The 14596-nt window shown below is 69.6% G+C and carries 16 protein-coding genes and 2 pseudogenes; 9 read left to right on the top strand and 9 right to left on the bottom strand.

Annotated elements, in window-relative coordinates:
* The first annotated feature begins 97 nt into the window (after nucleotides 1-97).
* Both AB0B66_RS13935 and AB0B66_RS13930 read left to right on the top strand, forming a co-directional pair.
* A complete protein-coding gene (locus AB0B66_RS13935; protein WP_360528119.1) occupies nucleotides 98-694 on the top strand; it encodes an ATP-dependent Clp protease proteolytic subunit in 597 nt (198 codons plus the stop codon).
* A gap of 4 nt (nucleotides 695-698) precedes the next feature.
* Complete coding sequence (locus AB0B66_RS13930) at nucleotides 699-1322, top strand: ATP-dependent Clp protease proteolytic subunit (RefSeq protein ID WP_360528116.1); 624 nt, start codon at nucleotides 699-701, stop codon at nucleotides 1320-1322.
* 131 nt (nucleotides 1323-1453) lie between these two features.
* Here the strand turns inward: AB0B66_RS13930 and AB0B66_RS13925 are convergent.
* Nucleotides 1454-1699 (bottom strand): annotated as a pseudogene (locus tag AB0B66_RS13925) (helix-turn-helix transcriptional regulator); the annotation flags it as partial.
* Nucleotides 1700-1799: 100 nt separating this feature from the next.
* Between AB0B66_RS13925 and AB0B66_RS13920 the strand changes: the two are divergent.
* Nucleotides 1800-2105, top strand: coding sequence for a thiamine-binding protein (locus tag AB0B66_RS13920; protein WP_360528113.1), 306 nt, complete (start codon nucleotides 1800-1802; stop codon nucleotides 2103-2105).
* Nucleotides 2106-2196: 91 nt separating this feature from the next.
* Here the strand turns inward: AB0B66_RS13920 and AB0B66_RS13915 are convergent, their stop codons facing one another.
* On the bottom strand, nucleotides 2197-3990 hold the full coding sequence (locus AB0B66_RS13915; protein WP_360528110.1) for an alpha-galactosidase: 1794 nt from the start codon (nucleotides 3988-3990) through the stop codon (nucleotides 2197-2199).
* 276 nt (nucleotides 3991-4266) lie between these two features.
* Here AB0B66_RS13915 and AB0B66_RS13910 point away from each other — a divergent pair, with 276 nt between their 5' ends.
* Nucleotides 4267-5475, top strand: a complete 1209-nt coding sequence (locus AB0B66_RS13910; protein WP_360528107.1) for a phosphatase PAP2 family protein — start codon at nucleotides 4267-4269, stop codon at nucleotides 5473-5475.
* Between the two features lie 91 nt (nucleotides 5476-5566).
* On the opposite strand, the gene AB0B66_RS13905 is transcribed toward AB0B66_RS13910, so the two are convergent.
* A complete protein-coding gene (locus AB0B66_RS13905; RefSeq protein WP_360528104.1) occupies nucleotides 5567-6454 on the bottom strand; it encodes an aminoglycoside phosphotransferase family protein in 888 nt (295 codons plus the stop codon).
* 174 nt (nucleotides 6455-6628) lie between these two features.
* On the opposite strand from AB0B66_RS13905, the gene AB0B66_RS13900 reads away from it, so the two are divergent.
* Genes AB0B66_RS13900 through AB0B66_RS13890 form a run of 3 tightly spaced genes read left to right on the top strand, consistent with a single transcriptional unit; the run spans nucleotide 6629 to nucleotide 7965 of the window.
* Nucleotides 6629-7120, top strand: a complete 492-nt coding sequence (locus AB0B66_RS13900; protein ID WP_360528254.1) for an SRPBCC family protein — start codon at nucleotides 6629-6631, stop codon at nucleotides 7118-7120.
* Nucleotides 7121-7153: 33 nt separating this feature from the next.
* Nucleotides 7154-7591, top strand: coding sequence for a pantetheine-phosphate adenylyltransferase (coaD, locus tag AB0B66_RS13895; RefSeq protein WP_360528101.1), 438 nt, complete (start codon nucleotides 7154-7156; stop codon nucleotides 7589-7591).
* Between the two features lie 26 nt (nucleotides 7592-7617).
* Nucleotides 7618-7965, top strand: coding sequence for a hypothetical protein (locus AB0B66_RS13890; RefSeq protein WP_360528098.1), 348 nt, complete (start codon nucleotides 7618-7620; stop codon nucleotides 7963-7965).
* A gap of 166 nt (nucleotides 7966-8131) precedes the next feature.
* On the opposite strand, the gene AB0B66_RS13885 is transcribed toward AB0B66_RS13890, so the two are convergent.
* Both AB0B66_RS13885 and AB0B66_RS13880 read right to left on the bottom strand, forming a co-directional pair.
* Entirely contained in the window at nucleotides 8132-8806 is a 675-nt protein-coding gene (locus AB0B66_RS13885; RefSeq protein WP_360528095.1) for a uridylate kinase, read from the bottom strand.
* 177 nt (nucleotides 8807-8983) lie between these two features.
* Nucleotides 8984-9325, bottom strand: coding sequence for a hypothetical protein (locus tag AB0B66_RS13880; RefSeq protein ID WP_360528092.1), 342 nt, complete (start codon nucleotides 9323-9325; stop codon nucleotides 8984-8986).
* Between the two features lie 125 nt (nucleotides 9326-9450).
* On the opposite strand from AB0B66_RS13880, the gene AB0B66_RS13875 reads away from it, so the two are divergent.
* The gene (locus tag AB0B66_RS13875; protein ID WP_360528089.1) at nucleotides 9451-10134 is read left to right on the top strand and encodes a hypothetical protein; all 684 of its coding nucleotides are present in this window, start codon (nucleotides 9451-9453) and stop codon (nucleotides 10132-10134) included.
* A gap of 18 nt (nucleotides 10135-10152) precedes the next feature.
* On the opposite strand, the gene AB0B66_RS13870 is transcribed toward AB0B66_RS13875, so the two are convergent.
* A complete protein-coding gene (locus AB0B66_RS13870) occupies nucleotides 10153-11502 on the bottom strand; it encodes an efflux RND transporter periplasmic adaptor subunit (protein WP_360528086.1) in 1350 nt (449 codons plus the stop codon).
* 123 nt (nucleotides 11503-11625) lie between these two features.
* Between AB0B66_RS13870 and AB0B66_RS13865 the strand changes: the two genes are divergently transcribed.
* The gene (locus AB0B66_RS13865; RefSeq protein ID WP_360528083.1) at nucleotides 11626-12324 is read left to right on the top strand and encodes a GNAT family N-acetyltransferase; all 699 of its coding nucleotides are present in this window, start codon (nucleotides 11626-11628) and stop codon (nucleotides 12322-12324) included.
* Here AB0B66_RS13865 and AB0B66_RS13860 read toward each other — a convergent pair.
* The 3 genes and pseudogenes from AB0B66_RS13860 to AB0B66_RS13850 form a co-directional block, all read right to left on the bottom strand.
* On the bottom strand, nucleotides 12268-13476 hold the full coding sequence (locus AB0B66_RS13860; RefSeq protein ID WP_360528080.1) for a ThiF family adenylyltransferase: 1209 nt from the start codon (nucleotides 13474-13476) through the stop codon (nucleotides 12268-12270). The two genes, AB0B66_RS13865 and AB0B66_RS13860, sit on opposite strands and share 57 nt — an antisense overlap.
* Complete coding sequence (locus AB0B66_RS13855; RefSeq protein ID WP_360528077.1) at nucleotides 13473-14111, bottom strand: GNAT family protein; 639 nt, start codon at nucleotides 14109-14111, stop codon at nucleotides 13473-13475. Before AB0B66_RS13855 ends, AB0B66_RS13860 begins: the two co-directional genes overlap by 4 nt.
* Nucleotides 14112-14327: 216 nt before the next feature.
* Nucleotides 14328-14585, bottom strand: a pseudogene (locus tag AB0B66_RS13850) (MFS transporter); the annotation flags it as partial.
* Between the last annotated feature and the right edge of the window lie 11 nt (nucleotides 14586-14596).

Raw genomic sequence — 14596 nt, 5'->3', positions numbered from 1 at the left:
GCTCTGGGCTAAGTCGCTGTCAGCAGATCGCCTTGGTACACCGCACCCCCGGGCCTGATCGTGGAGAACGAACAGCCCGAGGAACAGGAGTGCACACATGGGTGTCACCGCCACGCTGGACGACGAACTCAGCAAGAGACTGCTGCACGAGCGCATCATCGTGCTCGGATCCGACGTCGAGGACGAGATCGCCAACCGGATATGCGCCCAGCTGCTGGCGCTGTCCGCCGAAGACCCGCGCCGCGACGTCGCGCTGTACCTGAACTCGCGGGGCGGGTCCGTGCTCGCGGGGCTGGCCGTGTACGACATGATGCGGCTCATCCCCAACGACGTGATCACCGTCGCGATGGGGCTGGCCGGGAGCATGGCGCAGTTCCTGCTGTGCGCCGGCACGCCGGGCAAGCGGTTCGCGCTGCCCAGCGCGCAGATCCTCATGCACCAGGGGTCGGCCGGCCTGGGCGGCACCGCCGCCGACGTGGAGATCTACGCGGGGCAGCTGGACCGGATCAGCAACCTGATGAGCGCGCTGACCGCCGAGCACACCGGCCGGCCGGTGGCCGACATCGTCGAGGACGGGCAGCGCGACCGCTGGTTCAGCGCGCAGGAGGCGCTCGACTACGGGATGGTCGATCACATCGTCGAACGCCTCGACGACATCCGCCCGCGCGTGGTCAAGCAGCGGATGGGGGTGTAGGGCGGTGGGCCAGTACACGATTCCCACGGTCGTCGAACGGACCTCGCGCGGCGAGCGCGCCTTCGACATCTACTCCCGGCTGCTGTCGGAGCGGATCATCTTCCTGGGCACGGAGATCACCGACGACGTCGCCAACGTGATCATCGCGCAGCTGCTGCATCTGCAGTCCGAGAGCCCCGACCAGGACATCGAGTTCTACATCAACTCGCGAGGCGGTTCCTACAGCGCGCTGACCGCGATCTACGACACGATGCAGTACGTGCGGCCGGACGTCGCCACCCTGTGCATCGGGCAGGCGTCCTCGGCGGCGGCGGTGCTGCTGGCGGCGGGGACGGCCGGCAAGCGCTCGGTGCTGCGCCACGCCAAGGTCGTGCTGCATCAGCCGTCGACCGAGGAGGGCTCGTTCGACGTGGCGCAGGGCACGCTGCCGGACCTGGCGATCCGGGCCCGCGACGTGTCCCGGGTGCGGGCCGAGATGGACGACATCCTCAGCCGGCACACCGGTCACCCCACGCAGAAGATCCGGCACGACCTCGACCGGCACAAGACGTTCAGCGCCGCCGAAGCCGTCGCGTACGGCCTGGCCGATCAGGTCATCTCCACCGTGAAGACGACGCCGGAAGGTTAGGCGGCCAGGGCGTAGGCGTCGCCGGCTCGCCGGGTCGGCGGCGCCACGTCGAACCGTCCCGCGGTCATCCGCCGGACCGGAAGCACCGTGGTCGCGGTGTTGCTCGCCGAGATGTGGAAGGCGACGGCGACGAGCAGCTCCGACAGGTCGACGCCCAGCGCCGCGCACAACGCCGCGAGCACCTCGGAGGAGACCTCCTTGAGCCCGCGCTCGACCTCGGACAGGTACGGCATCGAGATCCGCGCCGCCAGCGCGACCTCGGCCAGCGTACGGCCCTGTTCGAGGCGCAGGCGCCGCAGTGATTCGCCCAGCGCCGAGCGCAACAGCACCCGACGCGGAGCCGCCTGGGCGTGTGCCCGCTCCGCCGGATTCGACATGGCTCCTTTATAGCCAGGCGCGCGGCTGCCCGACAGCCCAGTTCGCTACCGGCAGAGCCATGGGCCGGAGTGCGGTGCGGATCCTGGTAGTCTCGTGATCATGTCGGTTCTGGTCGCGTTCTCCGTCTCACCGGTCGGCGCCGGGGAGGACGTCGGCGCACTGGTCGCCGAGGCGGTCCGGGTGGTCCGCGCCTCCGGCCTGCCCAACCGCACCGACGCCATGTTCACCACCGTCGAGGGCGAGTCCTGGGACGAGGTGATGGCCGTGATCAAGGCCGCCACCGAGGCCGTCAAGGCGAAGTCGCCACGCGTGGGCCTCGTCCTGAAACTGGACTGGCGCGACGGCGTCAGCGGCGCGCTGCACACCAAGATCGCCACCGTCGAACGCCACCTCGCCGCGGACTGACCGGCCGGGTCGCGGTCGGGCGGGCGTGAACCTGCCGTGCGGCTCGGCTGAGCCACACGGCAGGTCGCGGCGAAGGCCGCCAGGCAAGACGTCAGACCTGGCTGCGTTGCCAGTGCTGGTTGGTGCCGGAGCCGCAGGTCCACTGGACCGCCTGGGCGCCGTCGGTGGTGGCCGCGTTGAGCACGTCCAGGCACTTGCCGCTGTGGCGGGCGACGAGCTGGGAGTATCCGCTGCCGACGTCCTGGATGCGCCAGTGCTGGTTGGTGCCGGTGCCGCAGGTCCACTGCACCACGCGCACCCCGTCGGCCGTGGCGCTCGCGCCGCCGTACACGTCTAGGCACTTGCCGCTGTTGAGGCTGACGACCTGGTAGTAGCCGCCGCCGACGTCGCGGAACTGCCACCGCTGGTTGGACTGCCCGTTGGCGGCCCACTGAACGGCGTTCGCGCCGTCGGTGAGGGCGGCGTTGTAGACGTCGAGCAGCTTGCCGCTGTGCCGTGCGGTCAGCGTGTAGGTGGGGGTCGGCGGCGGCGTCGGGGTGGTGGTCTGCGTCGCGATGCGGTAGAGGCCGGAGCCGTGGGCGGGCAGGGAGCGGCTGAAGGTGCCGGTGGCCGTGCCCAGGTTCGCGCCGGACCACAGGTCGGTGACGGTGGCCGAGCCGACGCCGAGTTCGGCGAGGTTGGCCGTCACGGTGGCCGTCGCGCCTTCGCGGTTGAACAGCGCCAGGTAGCGGTGGTTGGTGCCGGGCACGTCGGCGGCCCAGACCTGCCGGGTGCCGGCGGTGATCTGGCGGTTGTTTGTGCTGTTCTGGTCGACGGCGAGCACCGCGGCGTTGGTCATGAGCGCGAGTTCGGCGGCCCGGTTCTCGACCAGATTGCCTCCCCACATCAGCGGCGCCCGGTTGATGACCCACAGGGTCATCAGGGTCCGCTGCTCGTCGGCGGTCAGGCCGGAGTAGCGCGGTGAGCCGACCGGCCCGTACTTCGACAGCCGACCGATCGGGATCATGTCCGGGTCGGGCCAGGCTCCGGTGGCGCGGTACGGCGTCCAGGCGCGCAGCGGGTCGAACAGCGCGTCCAGCGCGGACCAGTTGTCCCACAGGTCGTTGACGATGCGCCACATGTGCGCGTTGGCCTGCACGTGCGAGCCGCTCGCGACCGGTGTCGGGCCGGGCGACAGGCTCAGCACCATCGGGCGGCCGCTGCGCTGGATCGCCAGCCGGTATCCGTCGACCTCGGCCTGCCGGTAGGTCGGCGCGGCGATGTCGTCGACTTTGACGAAGTCGACGCCCCAGCCGGCCAGCAACTGGAACACCGAGTCCAGGTAGGCCTGCGCGCAGCTGTTGGACATGTCGAGGCCCCACATCAGGTTGAGCCAGGCCGCGGTGGTGCTGTTGTCGATCTGGTTGGCACGGCAGCTCGTGCCGAGGATCGGCACGTTGTCCGCGACCGCCTGGCGGGGTATGCCCCGCATGAGGTGTACGCCGAACTTGAGGCCTTGGGCGTGCACGTAGTCGGCGAGTGGTTTGAAGCCGTTGGCGCCCGTCGCGGACGGGAATCGTGTGGTGTCGGGCAGCAGCCGGCCGTTGGCGTCCATGCGCAGCCGGGGCTGCAGGCTCGCGTCCTGGTTGGGGCTGTTGTTGTGCCGACCCGGGTAGTACCACGCCCAGTCGATCACGATGTACTGCCAGCCGTGCTGGCGCAGGTTGTCGCGCATGTAGTCGGCGTTGGCCCGGACGTCGGCCTCGGTGACGCTCCAGTTGAACGCGTCGTAGCTGTTCCAGCCCATCGGCGGGGTGGACGCGACGCCGTTGTCCCACGCCAGGGCGCGCTCCTGCGGATGGACCACGAGTCCTCCGGTGACCAGCAGCGTCACTGCGGCCAACATCGCCAGAACCAGTCGGCGCCGCTTCGCCGGTCGTGTTCGAACACGGCTCATCAGACCCTCCACGAGGGGTTCGCGCGGCGAGAGCCTATCGGACTGCGTAAATGTTAGCGATCACATCGCAGAAGTCAACCATGCCCGCCTTTGCCATTGCACTCAATTGATGGGAATGGTTCGATTGGTGCTGCCTGGCAAGCTACGTCCAGAACGGGGAACTTCATGTCAAGGCGTACGGTCCTGCGTGTCGTCGTTTCCGCCGCACTTGTGATCACGTCGACGGTGGTGATCAGATCCCCGATCGCCCAGGCCGCCGCCGCCAACCCGGTCGTCGTCTGGGACGCCAACGCCCAGCAGGCCATCTGGGACGTCGCGCAGCAGCAGCCGAACGAGCAGGCGCGCAGCTTCGCGATGGTGCACGGGGCCGTCTACGACGCCGTCAACGCGATCGCGGGCACGCCGTACCGGCCATACCTCGGCGCACCAGCCGCCGACGGAACGGAGTCAACCGAAGCTGCCGTCGCGACCGCCGCGTTCCAGATGCTCGTCTCGTTGTTCCCAGCTCAGCTGGCACGGCTCCAGGCCCAGTACGACGCCGCGCTGGCCGCGATACCCGACGGTTCCCCCAAGCAGCGCGGTGTGGCGGTGGGGGCGCAGGCGGCGGCTGCGATGGTCGCGGCACGTCGTAACGACGGCGCGTTCGGGTCGCAGACCTGGCAGGCAGGCACCCAGCCCGGCCAGTGGCGCCCGACACCGCCGACGTTCGCCTCGGCCGGCGCGTGGACAGGGCACGTCAGACCGTTCCTGCTCCCCAGCGCGTCCATGTTCCGCACCTCCGGACCACCCGCACTCACCAGCAGCGCCTACACCCGCGACTACAACGAGATCAAACGGCTCGGCGCGGTCGACAGCTCGGCGCGCACCGCCGACCAGACCTCGGCCGCGATCTGGTGGCACGACCGGCGGCTCACCGAATGGGAGATCAAACGCCAGGTCGCGACCAGTCGCGGACTGAACACGCTGCAGGCCGCGCGCATGTTCGCCATGGTCGACATGACCGAAGCCGACGCCCTCATCGCCTGCTACGCCGAGAAGGAGCACTGGAACTTCTGGCGGCCGGTGACAGCGGTCCAGCTCGGCGACACCGACGGCAACCGGGCGACCGCGGGCGACCCGAACTGGATGCCGCTGCTCGTCACACCGCCGTTCCCCGAGTACACCTCGGGCCACACCTGCTTCACGTCCGCGTCGATGGCGACCCTGGCGTACTTCTACCAGCGCGACGACATCTCCTTCAGCGCGTACAGCCCCGCCGCCGACGCGACACGGCACTTCCCGAGCTTCTCGAAGGCCCTGGCCGAGGTCGTCGAAGCGCGCATCTGGGGCGGCGTCCACTTCCGCTCCGCCGACAACCAGGGCGTACGGATCGGACTGTCCGTGTTCGCGTACATGGCCGCAGGAGACTTCTTCAAACCGATCAGGCACCCGTAGCCGCCCGAAACCGGCCTGGCCGCAATCATCGCGGCCAGGCCGGCCACGCCCCCGGGGCGTGGTCGACCGTGATCGCATAGACACGGCGCGGTCAGCCGTGGCGGTTACTCACGATGTAGTCGATATGGCGGATCGTGTCCGCGCGATCCTGCGCGCTGATCGAGTCCCACAGGTCCGCCAGCCAGTAGAGCGAACCCGACAGCGGCCACGCCCACCCGCGAACCCAGGTCGCCTCGTCGAACCCGAGCGCCTCCCGGTAGGCGGCCCGCGCACGGGCATCGAACAGGCCCCAGGCCGGCCGCACCTCGACCGCCGGATCACCCCGGCCGAGACCACCGAAGTCGATCACCCCGCTGAGCCTGCCCCGGTCGTCGACCAGGAGGTTGCCTTCCAGGAGATCGCCGTGCAGCCATACCGGTAGTCCGGGCCACTCGTCCACGGCGAGCGCCTCGTCCCACGCCGCGGCCACCGCCCGCCCGTCAATCCGGTCCCCCAGCACGCCGATCGACCAGCGGGTCACCTCGTCCCGCTGCGCCAGCGGCGCGCCGCGCTGGATGCCCTCCTTGAGCGGCCCGCCCATCGGCTCGATCGCGATCATTGACCGCACGAATCCGGCGAGGTCGACGGCCAGGTCGATGTGGTTCTGCCCGGCTTGCGGATTGCGCCCGTCCAGCCAGCGGACGACAGTCCACGGCCACGGGTAGTCCCCGCCCGGCCGGCCGGTCGCGATCGGCACCGGCACCGGCGCCGGCAGGTGCGGCGCCAGTCGCGGCAGCCACGCCGTGTCGGTCGCCACCTGGCCGACCGCCCATTCCGCCCGGGGCAGGCGCGCCGTCAGGCAATCACCCAGCCGGAACAGCGCGTTGTCGGTGCCGTTCAACGGCTGCGCGACGATCGGCAGGTCCGACCACTCGGGGAACTGCTCGTCGAGCAGCGCGCGAACCTGCTCGACGGTGACGACGATCTCTCCGGGGCGCATCGCGCGACCCTAGAACCCGCTCGATCACCCCGTCAATCAAGTTCGAACGACGCCGTCCGTCATGTCGGTTGCCGGTACCCGCTCACCAGCAGAAACGAGGTCGGAACACGCTCAGTGCCAGGCGAGGCTGCTAGGGTGACGGCCGTTCACCAGCCGAACCCGGAGCGCTCCGCTGTGAAGTACACCGTCTCGATCGAGATCGCCCTGCCGCGGGAGCGGGTGGCCCAGCTGCTCGCCGACCCGGCGCACCTGCCGATGTGGCTGCGGGGCATGGTGCTGCACGAGCCGCTGAGCGGGGTGCACGGGCAGGTCGGCACCACGTCGCGGGTCGTGCTGCAGATGGGCCAGCAGAAGATCGAGTGCACCGAGACCATCACGCGCCGGGAACCGGCAGACCTGCACGGGATCCCGAAAGACAGCGTTGTTCACTTCGACCGCGAGATCGTCGGCGAGGGCATGTGGAGCGCCGCGCGCGAACGGCTGACCGAAGCCGGCCCGGCGACGACGCTCTGGGTGAGTGAGAACGAATACCGGTTCGACAACGTGCTGATGCGGCTCGTGGGACTTCTGCTGCCCGGCGTCTTCCGCAAGCAGTCGCTCCAGCACATGCAGGACTTCAAGGCGTTCGCCGAGCAGGGCAAGGACGTCCGCGAAGCGAGCAGCTGATCTGCTTGCCGATGTCGGCGTTAGTCTGGCGCGATGGCTCACGCGTCTGCCGGCGGTCTCGACTCGACCAGAGCGGTATATCCCGGGACCTTCGATCCCTTCACACCCGGCCACTTCGACGTCGTAGACCGGTCACGCCGCATGTTCGACCACGTCACCATCCTGGTCGCCGTCAACGCCGACAAACAGCCGTCCCAGACTACTGCGGCACGGGCGACGGAGATTCACCGCCTGCTACCTGCGGACTGGGCAAACGTCACGGTGGCCGGCTGGCACGGGTTGACCGTCGAGTACTGCCGACACCATGGATGCGGTGTCATCGTCCGCGGCGTCAGGAACTCCACCGACTACCAGCGCGAGCACGAACTCGCAGCGACGAATGAGGCGCTGGGAGTCACCACAGTGTTCGTGCCCACCCGTCCGGAGCTGGCGAAGATGTCGTCCACCGCGGTGCGCGCACTGCGCACCTGAACACTCACCTCGAAGGGAGCGGTCTGTTGGGAGACGGAGGCGCGGGGACTCCGGACACGATCGTCTGGGCCGACCAGCTCGGCGGGCAGCTTGCCGAGCTTCGCCAGGTCGGCGAACGGAGGACACTCCGCATCGGTGATCGCCAGACGGTGATAGGCCCGGAAACGACAGTCCGCCACCGCGGCAGTCTGCGTAGGCGACAACTCGTCATCGAGCAGCCTGACGCCGCGACCTTCACCTATCGATATCGGGTGCCATGGCGGCTCGTGTTCCTGTCCTGGTACGACCCGACATTCGACCGCTTCGACGCGGAGGCCGACGACCCCGGACTCGTGCTGACCCATCTACTGGGTGGCACCGACGACTGGAGCTGAGCGGGCTCCGACGGCGTGCCGGGCACGCCGCCGGACCGTACTCGCGGGGTCGGCTCAATCGTCGGAACCCTTTCCGTGACGGTCACCGCCGTTGTCGTCAGCAGGGCCGCCGTCGGTGCCCTGGCCGCGGCCGCCGTGGTCGTCGACTGACTCCCTGACCGGGTGATCAGCGCCCCCGGGTCTCCCAGACCGGGTGCTGGGGCTCGTCGTTGTGCACGATGATGTCGGCCCGATCGGTCGGGCGGACCGCGGCGAAGTACAACCGCTGGGAGGGGATGTATCGCTCGCGCCAGCGCCGTTCGACTTCGGCGCGTGACGACACCCCACGTTCTCGGATCACGGCACGGTCCAAGGTTCTGTCGAGCTCGGTCGACACGAATACGCGCAGGTCCCACCGATCGACGAGTTCCGGGCGCATGAGGAAGACGCCGTCGAAGACGAGCACGGCGTCGGCGGGAGCCCGCTTGACCGGCGGGGACAGCACGGTGTCCGCGGTGCGGTCGTAGACCGCGTGCTGGAAGCGTCGATCTCCGCCCGGACCGAGCGGATCGAGCAGAACCCGGTTCAGCGCGTCGTGGTCATGGGCGTCGAGGTAGCAGCCTTCGGCCGAGTACTCGCCGCGCGGATAGCGCCGTGCCCGGGGGAAGACGAAGTCGTCGATCGTCGCGCGGATGACCTCGCGGCCCCGCTTGCGCAAGACGTCGGCCAGCTCGTCGGCGAGCGTGGTCTTGCCGGCCGCGGGCGGCCCGTCGATGGCGACCCGCGTCGGGTGTGCGACCGTGACAGATCCGACCGCCTCCGCCAGGCAGTCGAGCACGTCGTCGCGGGTGCCGTGGTCCATGTCCTGCCCGTCCTGATCTCACGAAGGCCGCCGTGCCGAGCCGACCGTATGACCGTAATCCCCAAGTTCACCGGTGACACCGCCTGCCGGACCTGCCCATGCTCAGCAGGCAGGGTCACCCGGCTCGCCCGCCCCGCCGGCATCGCGGCGGGGCGGGATCGTACGGTCCGTACGCTGTCACCAGTTCTTGTACGCGACCTCGCCGAGGTCGCAGAAGGTGCAGCCCGACCTGAGGAAGTTCTCCGTGCGGCGGAACTCCTCGTCGGCCAGGTGCCATCGCAGCCAGGCGGTGATGATGTGCTGGGAGTTGCGGGTCGCCATGATGTGGTCGGTGTTGTCGAGGATGTTGAACCACACCGGCACGCGGGTGTTGGTGTAGTCGCGTTCGACGTTCGACGTGGCGAAGTCGTCGTCGCCGCCGATGAAGAGTGCCGGGTTGCGCAGGTTGTTCGGTCCGTTGCCGTCGAACGATCCGCCGGCCACGTGGATCGTGGTCGTCAGCCGCGGCTCGTTGGCCACGTCGAAGGTTCCGATCGAGCCGCGGGAGTGGCCGCCGATACTGCGACGAGGACATCTACCTCACCTCGCGGCTGCGGGAGGACTTCGACCTGGCCGTCTGCCATCCCCTCGACGCCCGCGCCCTGATGGACGGCTTCGACGTCGTCGCCGTACGCAACAGCGGCCCGGTCCTGTACTACCGGGCCGAACACGACGCGTTCCGGACCGCGGCCGCCGACGCCGGAGTCCGGGTGTTCACCGAGCTCACCGGCAAAGGCGACATGGCAGGCAAGCAGTACCTGCTCGACCTGTTCGCGGCCGGCCACCCGGTGATCCCGACCGTCGACCGGTTCGCCGACCTCGGCCGCCTGCCCGACACCGAGACGTACGTGGCCAAGCCGAAGTTCGGGGCGGACTCCGTCGGGCTGACCTTCGTGCCCCGCGCCGACCTGGACCGGCTCGACTACACCGACCTGCTGGTGCAGCCGCGCATCGACTTCCGGCACGAGGTGTCCTTCTACTTCGTCGGCCGCACGTTCCAGTACGCCCTGTACGCGCCGCACCCGGACCAGCGGTGGGTCCTCGAACCCTACGAACCCGGCGACGACGACCTGGCCTTCGCGCAGCGTTTCGTCGACTGGAACGACGTCCGCCACGGCATCCAGCGCGTCGACGCCTGCCGCACCCGCGACGGTGCACTGCTGCTCGTCGAGCTGGAGGACCTCAACCCGTACCTGTCACTCGACCGGATCGGTGCCGCGGAGCGGGACCGGTTCGTGCATGCCATGAAGATCTCGCTGACCCAGCTCGCGAACGCACCCGCCCCCTGACGTTGCCGGGGCGGGTTGTCACTCGACCGTCATCCCCTCGGTGACCTGCTCCAGTCCCGCGATGACGATCCGGTCGCCTTCGGCGAGGCCCCGCAGGATCTCCCGGCGGTCGTTGCCGACGGCCCCGGCCTCGACGAGCTGCTTGACCGCCTTGCCCGCGCGCACGAGCCAGATGAACGTCTTGCCGGCCTCTTCGAACAGCGCGACCGCGGGCACCGACAGCGCCGCGGCGGTGTCGCCCAGCGGTAGGCGGGCGGTGCCGGTCATGCCGGGCAGCGGTGCCGGGTCCAGCGGGCCGTGCAGCGTGAACACGGTGCGGTACGACACGCCGCCGCGCGCCGCCGCGGTGGGCAGCACGTCGATCGAGGCCACCGTGGCGTGGTAGCGGGTGCCCGGCGTCGCCTCCAGGGACACGTCAGCCTGGTCGCCCGGCTTCACTGACAACACATCGGTCTCGTCGACCTGGCCGACGACGGACAGTTCGCTCATGTCGACGATGGTGACGACGGCCTTGCCCGCGGTGACCGGGTCGCCTTGTTGGGGGGTGGCGTCCACGCCGGGGTCACCGGCGCCGCCGGTGCCGATGTCGATGCCGGTCAGGCCGGGCAGCAGGGTGGCCAGGGGGCCTTGTGGCAGGCGGTCGGCCAGCAGTGAGGCGATGACGGTGTTGCTTTCGGGGCCGCCGAGCTGCACGGTGCCCGAGATGGGTGCGCGCAGGGTGAGGCCTTCGACGGTGAGGCGGGCGGCGTCGCAGGCGGACTGGGTCAGCAGCCGGGTGACGGCGTTGATGCCGACGAGGATCTCGTCGATCTTTTCGAGGTTGTCGTCGACGTCGTCGGTGAAGTCCTCCAGGTCGTCGATGGTGTCGTTGAAGGTGCTCTGCTGCTCGTTGATCTGGTCGATGGTCTGCTGGCGCAGCTGCGGGAACGGGATCAGCTTGGCGTTGTCGCGCGCGGCGTTGTACTGCTCGTTGCCGGCGTCGCGGCGGTCGTCGATGAGGTCGTCGAGGCTGGCGGGGTCGATCTTCTTGATGTTCTTGACCCGGCTCGCCGCGGTGCAGGCGCGCGCCAGCCGCTGCTGGGCGAGGGGTGAGGAGATGACGCCGAGGACGTCGCCTGCCTCGACCAGTTGACCCGACTCGACGGCGAGGTCGGTGAGCGTGCCGCGGGCGGGGGCGCGCAGGGTCGCCGCGTTGCGGGCGTTGACCTGCGCCGGAACGTCGATCGTGTCCGACACGTCGACCCTGCGCACATCGTCGAGCACGATCGACGGTTCGGGCTCCCGCACGGCGCCGGCGGTCAGCGAGAGCGGCAGAGCCGCAGCGGTCAGGCCTAGGACAGCACGGCGGGCGGGGGTCGGGCGGATCATGATTGCATGATAGGGGTGATATGCACTATTAGTTCTTATTGGATGCCTTGCGATATTTCATGTATGCGGCGTCGCCAGGAAGATCTACCTTATTGCCAGTACTTTGCAATAAGGTAGATCGTGATGGAAAAACGCGACGCGGCCTCGTACACCGGAAGAACCACTCCGGCACTCGTCGACCGCACACTCACCGCCCTGCCCGATCTGGTGATGGCATGGGGCCACGGCTGGGCGGACTCCCGTGGCGTGCCCCGCCCGGCCATCGTCCCGGGCGGCTTCCGGGCCGAGGTGGGACTGCGCGGTCACCGCGTGCGGTACGTGCTGCACACCTGGGATCGCGAGACGTTGGCAGCCCTGGACCGACAGGTCGCCGCACCCGGAACCTGGATCAAAGTCAGCGGAAGGCACGCCGACCTGCGCGAAGCCCTCTCGGCAGTTTGGACCATGGACACCACCGGCTACCTGATGAGCACCCGGTTCACCGCGGGCGCCGCCGAAATCGGGCAGCCCTATGAGATTCAGGTCGCGACCGCCGGTGGGGTCGTCGTGGCGACCGTCGTCGACCCTGCAGGCGCCACGGCGGCTTCCGGACGCCTGGCACCCGCCGGCGAGTTCGGCATCATCGACCAGGTGGAGACCGCACCGGCGCACCAGCGCCGCGGCCTGGGCACCGCCGTCATGCGGACGCTGAGCGACCACGCCGCGCGCAACGGGATGACCACCGGGCTGCTCGTGGCCACCGACGATGGACGGCACCTGTACCGGTCACTCGGCTGGCGGGTGCGGTCCGAGGTCGCGGCGGCGTTCGTCCCCGAGGACTGAGCCACCGGGCCTGTCCGCGACGAGACGGTCGACCCGGGAGCCGGTGCCGTCGCGGATCAGCAGGTCCAGGTCCACGTAGAAGCGGCCCGACTCGCGCAACTCGCCCAGCAGCACACGCCGGGCGACATCGGCGACGAGCGCTCCCCCGAGGCTCACGCCGGAGGCCAGCTGCGGCCAGCTGCTCAAGTCGACGCCGATACGCGGGATCGACGCGGCCAGCTTCGGGCTGATCTCGCCGATCATCTTGAGCACGCTGTCGATCACCTCCGCGCGGCTGAGGTCGGCCAGGTCCGCCGAACCGATCGCGCCGAGAACGCCGTGCAGCAGCGGCCGGTCGGGCTCCAGGTCGAAGCGCTCGATGTCGAGCATTCCCCGGTCGTTGGTGTCCATCAGGACCGGGATGCGGCAGGTACGCGCCCATTCGCGGGCGGCGAGCTTGATGCGCGGCTCGTCGCACTCCTCGACCAGCAGGTCGATCGGGCCGCTGCCGCCGAGGAAGAACCGCTTGATGTTGTTGTCGTGCAGGCCGTCGGGGTAGACGTCCACGTCGAGGTACGGGTCGAGCTCGAACAGCTGGCGGGCCGCGATGACGGTCTTGTTGACGCCGAGCTCGTGCACCCCGGCGCGCAACCGGTTGAGATTGGACAGGGCCAAGGTGTCGAAGTCCGCCAGGGTGAACGCGGTCGCGATCCCCTCGGTGGCCAGGGTCAGCGCCGCGCTGTTGCCGACCGACAGCCCGATCACGCCGATCCGCCGTCCGGCGAGGCTGCGCTGCTGCTCCCGGCTTATCTTGCCCCGGTTGCGGTCGGTGCGCAGCAGCCGGAAGTCGTCGCGGTCCAGCAGGTGCACCAGCCGCCCCGACCAGGGATAGAACACCCACGTGCCGGCCCGCCACGGCTCGACGCCGCCCAGGTAATCGGCCGACAGCTGCGCGAGCTGGTCACGATCACCCTTCAGCGGCGGATGCAACGTGGCGACCAGGTCGGTCACCTGCTCGGTGAACGTGTCGCAGACCTCGCGCACCCGTCCGGAGACCAGCAGTTGCCCGAACCGCCGCCGGTCGTCCTCGCCACCCGGCCGGAACAGTTCGGGACGCCAGGCGAGCACGTCGCCGTCGCGTTCCCGGTCGGCCAGCAGTTCCGGGATGCTCACCGGTCCTCCTTCCACACGAGCCCGGCCGGGCCGGAGGCCGACAAAGCAGCCGGGGCGGTCGACTCCATGATGGACACCTCAGGCCCGTCCGGCTTCCACTCGTGGGCGAGCACGGAGTAGCTGACCACGTCGTGCCAGACCCCGTGGGTGTGGAACAGTTCCCGCATGAACCCCTCCTGGACCAGGCCGAGCCGGGTCATCCGCTCGTGCATGCGCAGGTAGTCGGTGCGCCTGCCGCCCCAGATGCGGTGCAGGGCGAGCGGGCCGAACCCGTACGCCATGAGCAGGCGGGACGCGGTCACGCCACGGCCCACGCCCGGCGATTCGGGGATCACGATGAGGCCGCCCAGCATCGCGTTGCGGCCGTACTCCTCCACCAGCAGCCGGACCACCCCGACCAGGTCGGGTGCGCCGTCGACGGTGATGGCCAGGGTGTACTGGGTGCGAGGCGTGCGGCGGGCCGCGGCCAGGTGCGCTCGCAGGGCGTCGGGCACCTCGTCGGCCGCGAGCTTGTCGAAGCCCATGAACTGGGTCAGCTCGGGATCGGTGTAGAGCCGGGTCAGGGGCGGCAGGTCCTGCTCGCACAGCTCCCGCAGGACGATGTCGCCGCCGTCGATGGTCACCGGAAAGGGCACGCGGAACCCCTCGTGGTCTGATGATTTCATGGCCGCGACTTCGATGTCCGCCGATCTTTTCGGAGCCTATGGGATGCGGCGGAGAACCCGCCTCAGCCGCCCGGATAGGGCCATCGAGCCACGTCGACGCCCCGACCCGGCCGCGCAGTCAACGCGCCTGCGTGACGGCCCGCCCGCAGTGCCGAGTGACAGATTTCAGCCACGACGGCAACGAGGTCAGCTCACGTCCGCGCGCAGGGTGCGCCAGACGAGCAGCACGGCCAGTGCCGAGGCGGCGCCGGCCAGCGTCACGACCAGGCTCGGCGCGAGGACCTCACCCAGCGCGCCGCCGGCCGCCGCGGCGACGCCCTGCAGCGTCATCGTCCCGGTCGCCGCCAGGCCGAACGCCTGACCGCGATGAGCCTGCGGCACCGCGTCGAGAAACCTTCGGGCCAATCCCAGCTGGTACGCGACGCCGAAGCCGGACGCGGCCAGCAGCCCCGCCG

It is taken from the genome of Catellatospora sp. NPDC049111, from assembly GCF_040648615.1.
Lineage (GTDB): Bacteria > Actinomycetota > Actinomycetes > Mycobacteriales > Micromonosporaceae > Catellatospora > Catellatospora aurea.
This window is presented reverse-complemented; position numbering and strand designations above follow the sequence as displayed.

Coding starts and splice junctions, on each gene's coding strand:
- AB0B66_RS13870 (WP_360528086.1), bottom strand. CDS start 11,502: ATGATCCGCCCGACCCCCGCCCGCCGTGCTGTCCTAGGCCTGACCGCT.
- AB0B66_RS13935 (WP_360528119.1), top strand. CDS start 98: ATGGGTGTCACCGCCACGCTGGACGACGAACTCAGCAAGAGACTGCTG.
- AB0B66_RS13865 (WP_360528083.1), top strand. CDS start 11,626: ATGGAAAAACGCGACGCGGCCTCGTACACCGGAAGAACCACTCCGGCA.
- AB0B66_RS13905 (WP_360528104.1), bottom strand. CDS start 6,454: ATGCGCCCCGGAGAGATCGTCGTCACCGTCGAGCAGGTTCGCGCGCTG.
- AB0B66_RS13885 (WP_360528095.1), bottom strand. CDS start 8,806: ATGGACCACGGCACCCGCGACGACGTGCTCGACTGCCTGGCGGAGGCG.
- AB0B66_RS13875 (WP_360528089.1), top strand. CDS start 9,451: ATGGACGGCTTCGACGTCGTCGCCGTACGCAACAGCGGCCCGGTCCTG.
- AB0B66_RS13920 (WP_360528113.1), top strand. CDS start 1,800: ATGTCGGTTCTGGTCGCGTTCTCCGTCTCACCGGTCGGCGCCGGGGAG.
- AB0B66_RS13915 (WP_360528110.1), bottom strand. CDS start 3,990: ATGTTGGCCGCAGTGACGCTGCTGGTCACCGGAGGACTCGTGGTCCAT.
- coaD (WP_360528101.1), top strand. CDS start 7,154: ATGGCTCACGCGTCTGCCGGCGGTCTCGACTCGACCAGAGCGGTATAT.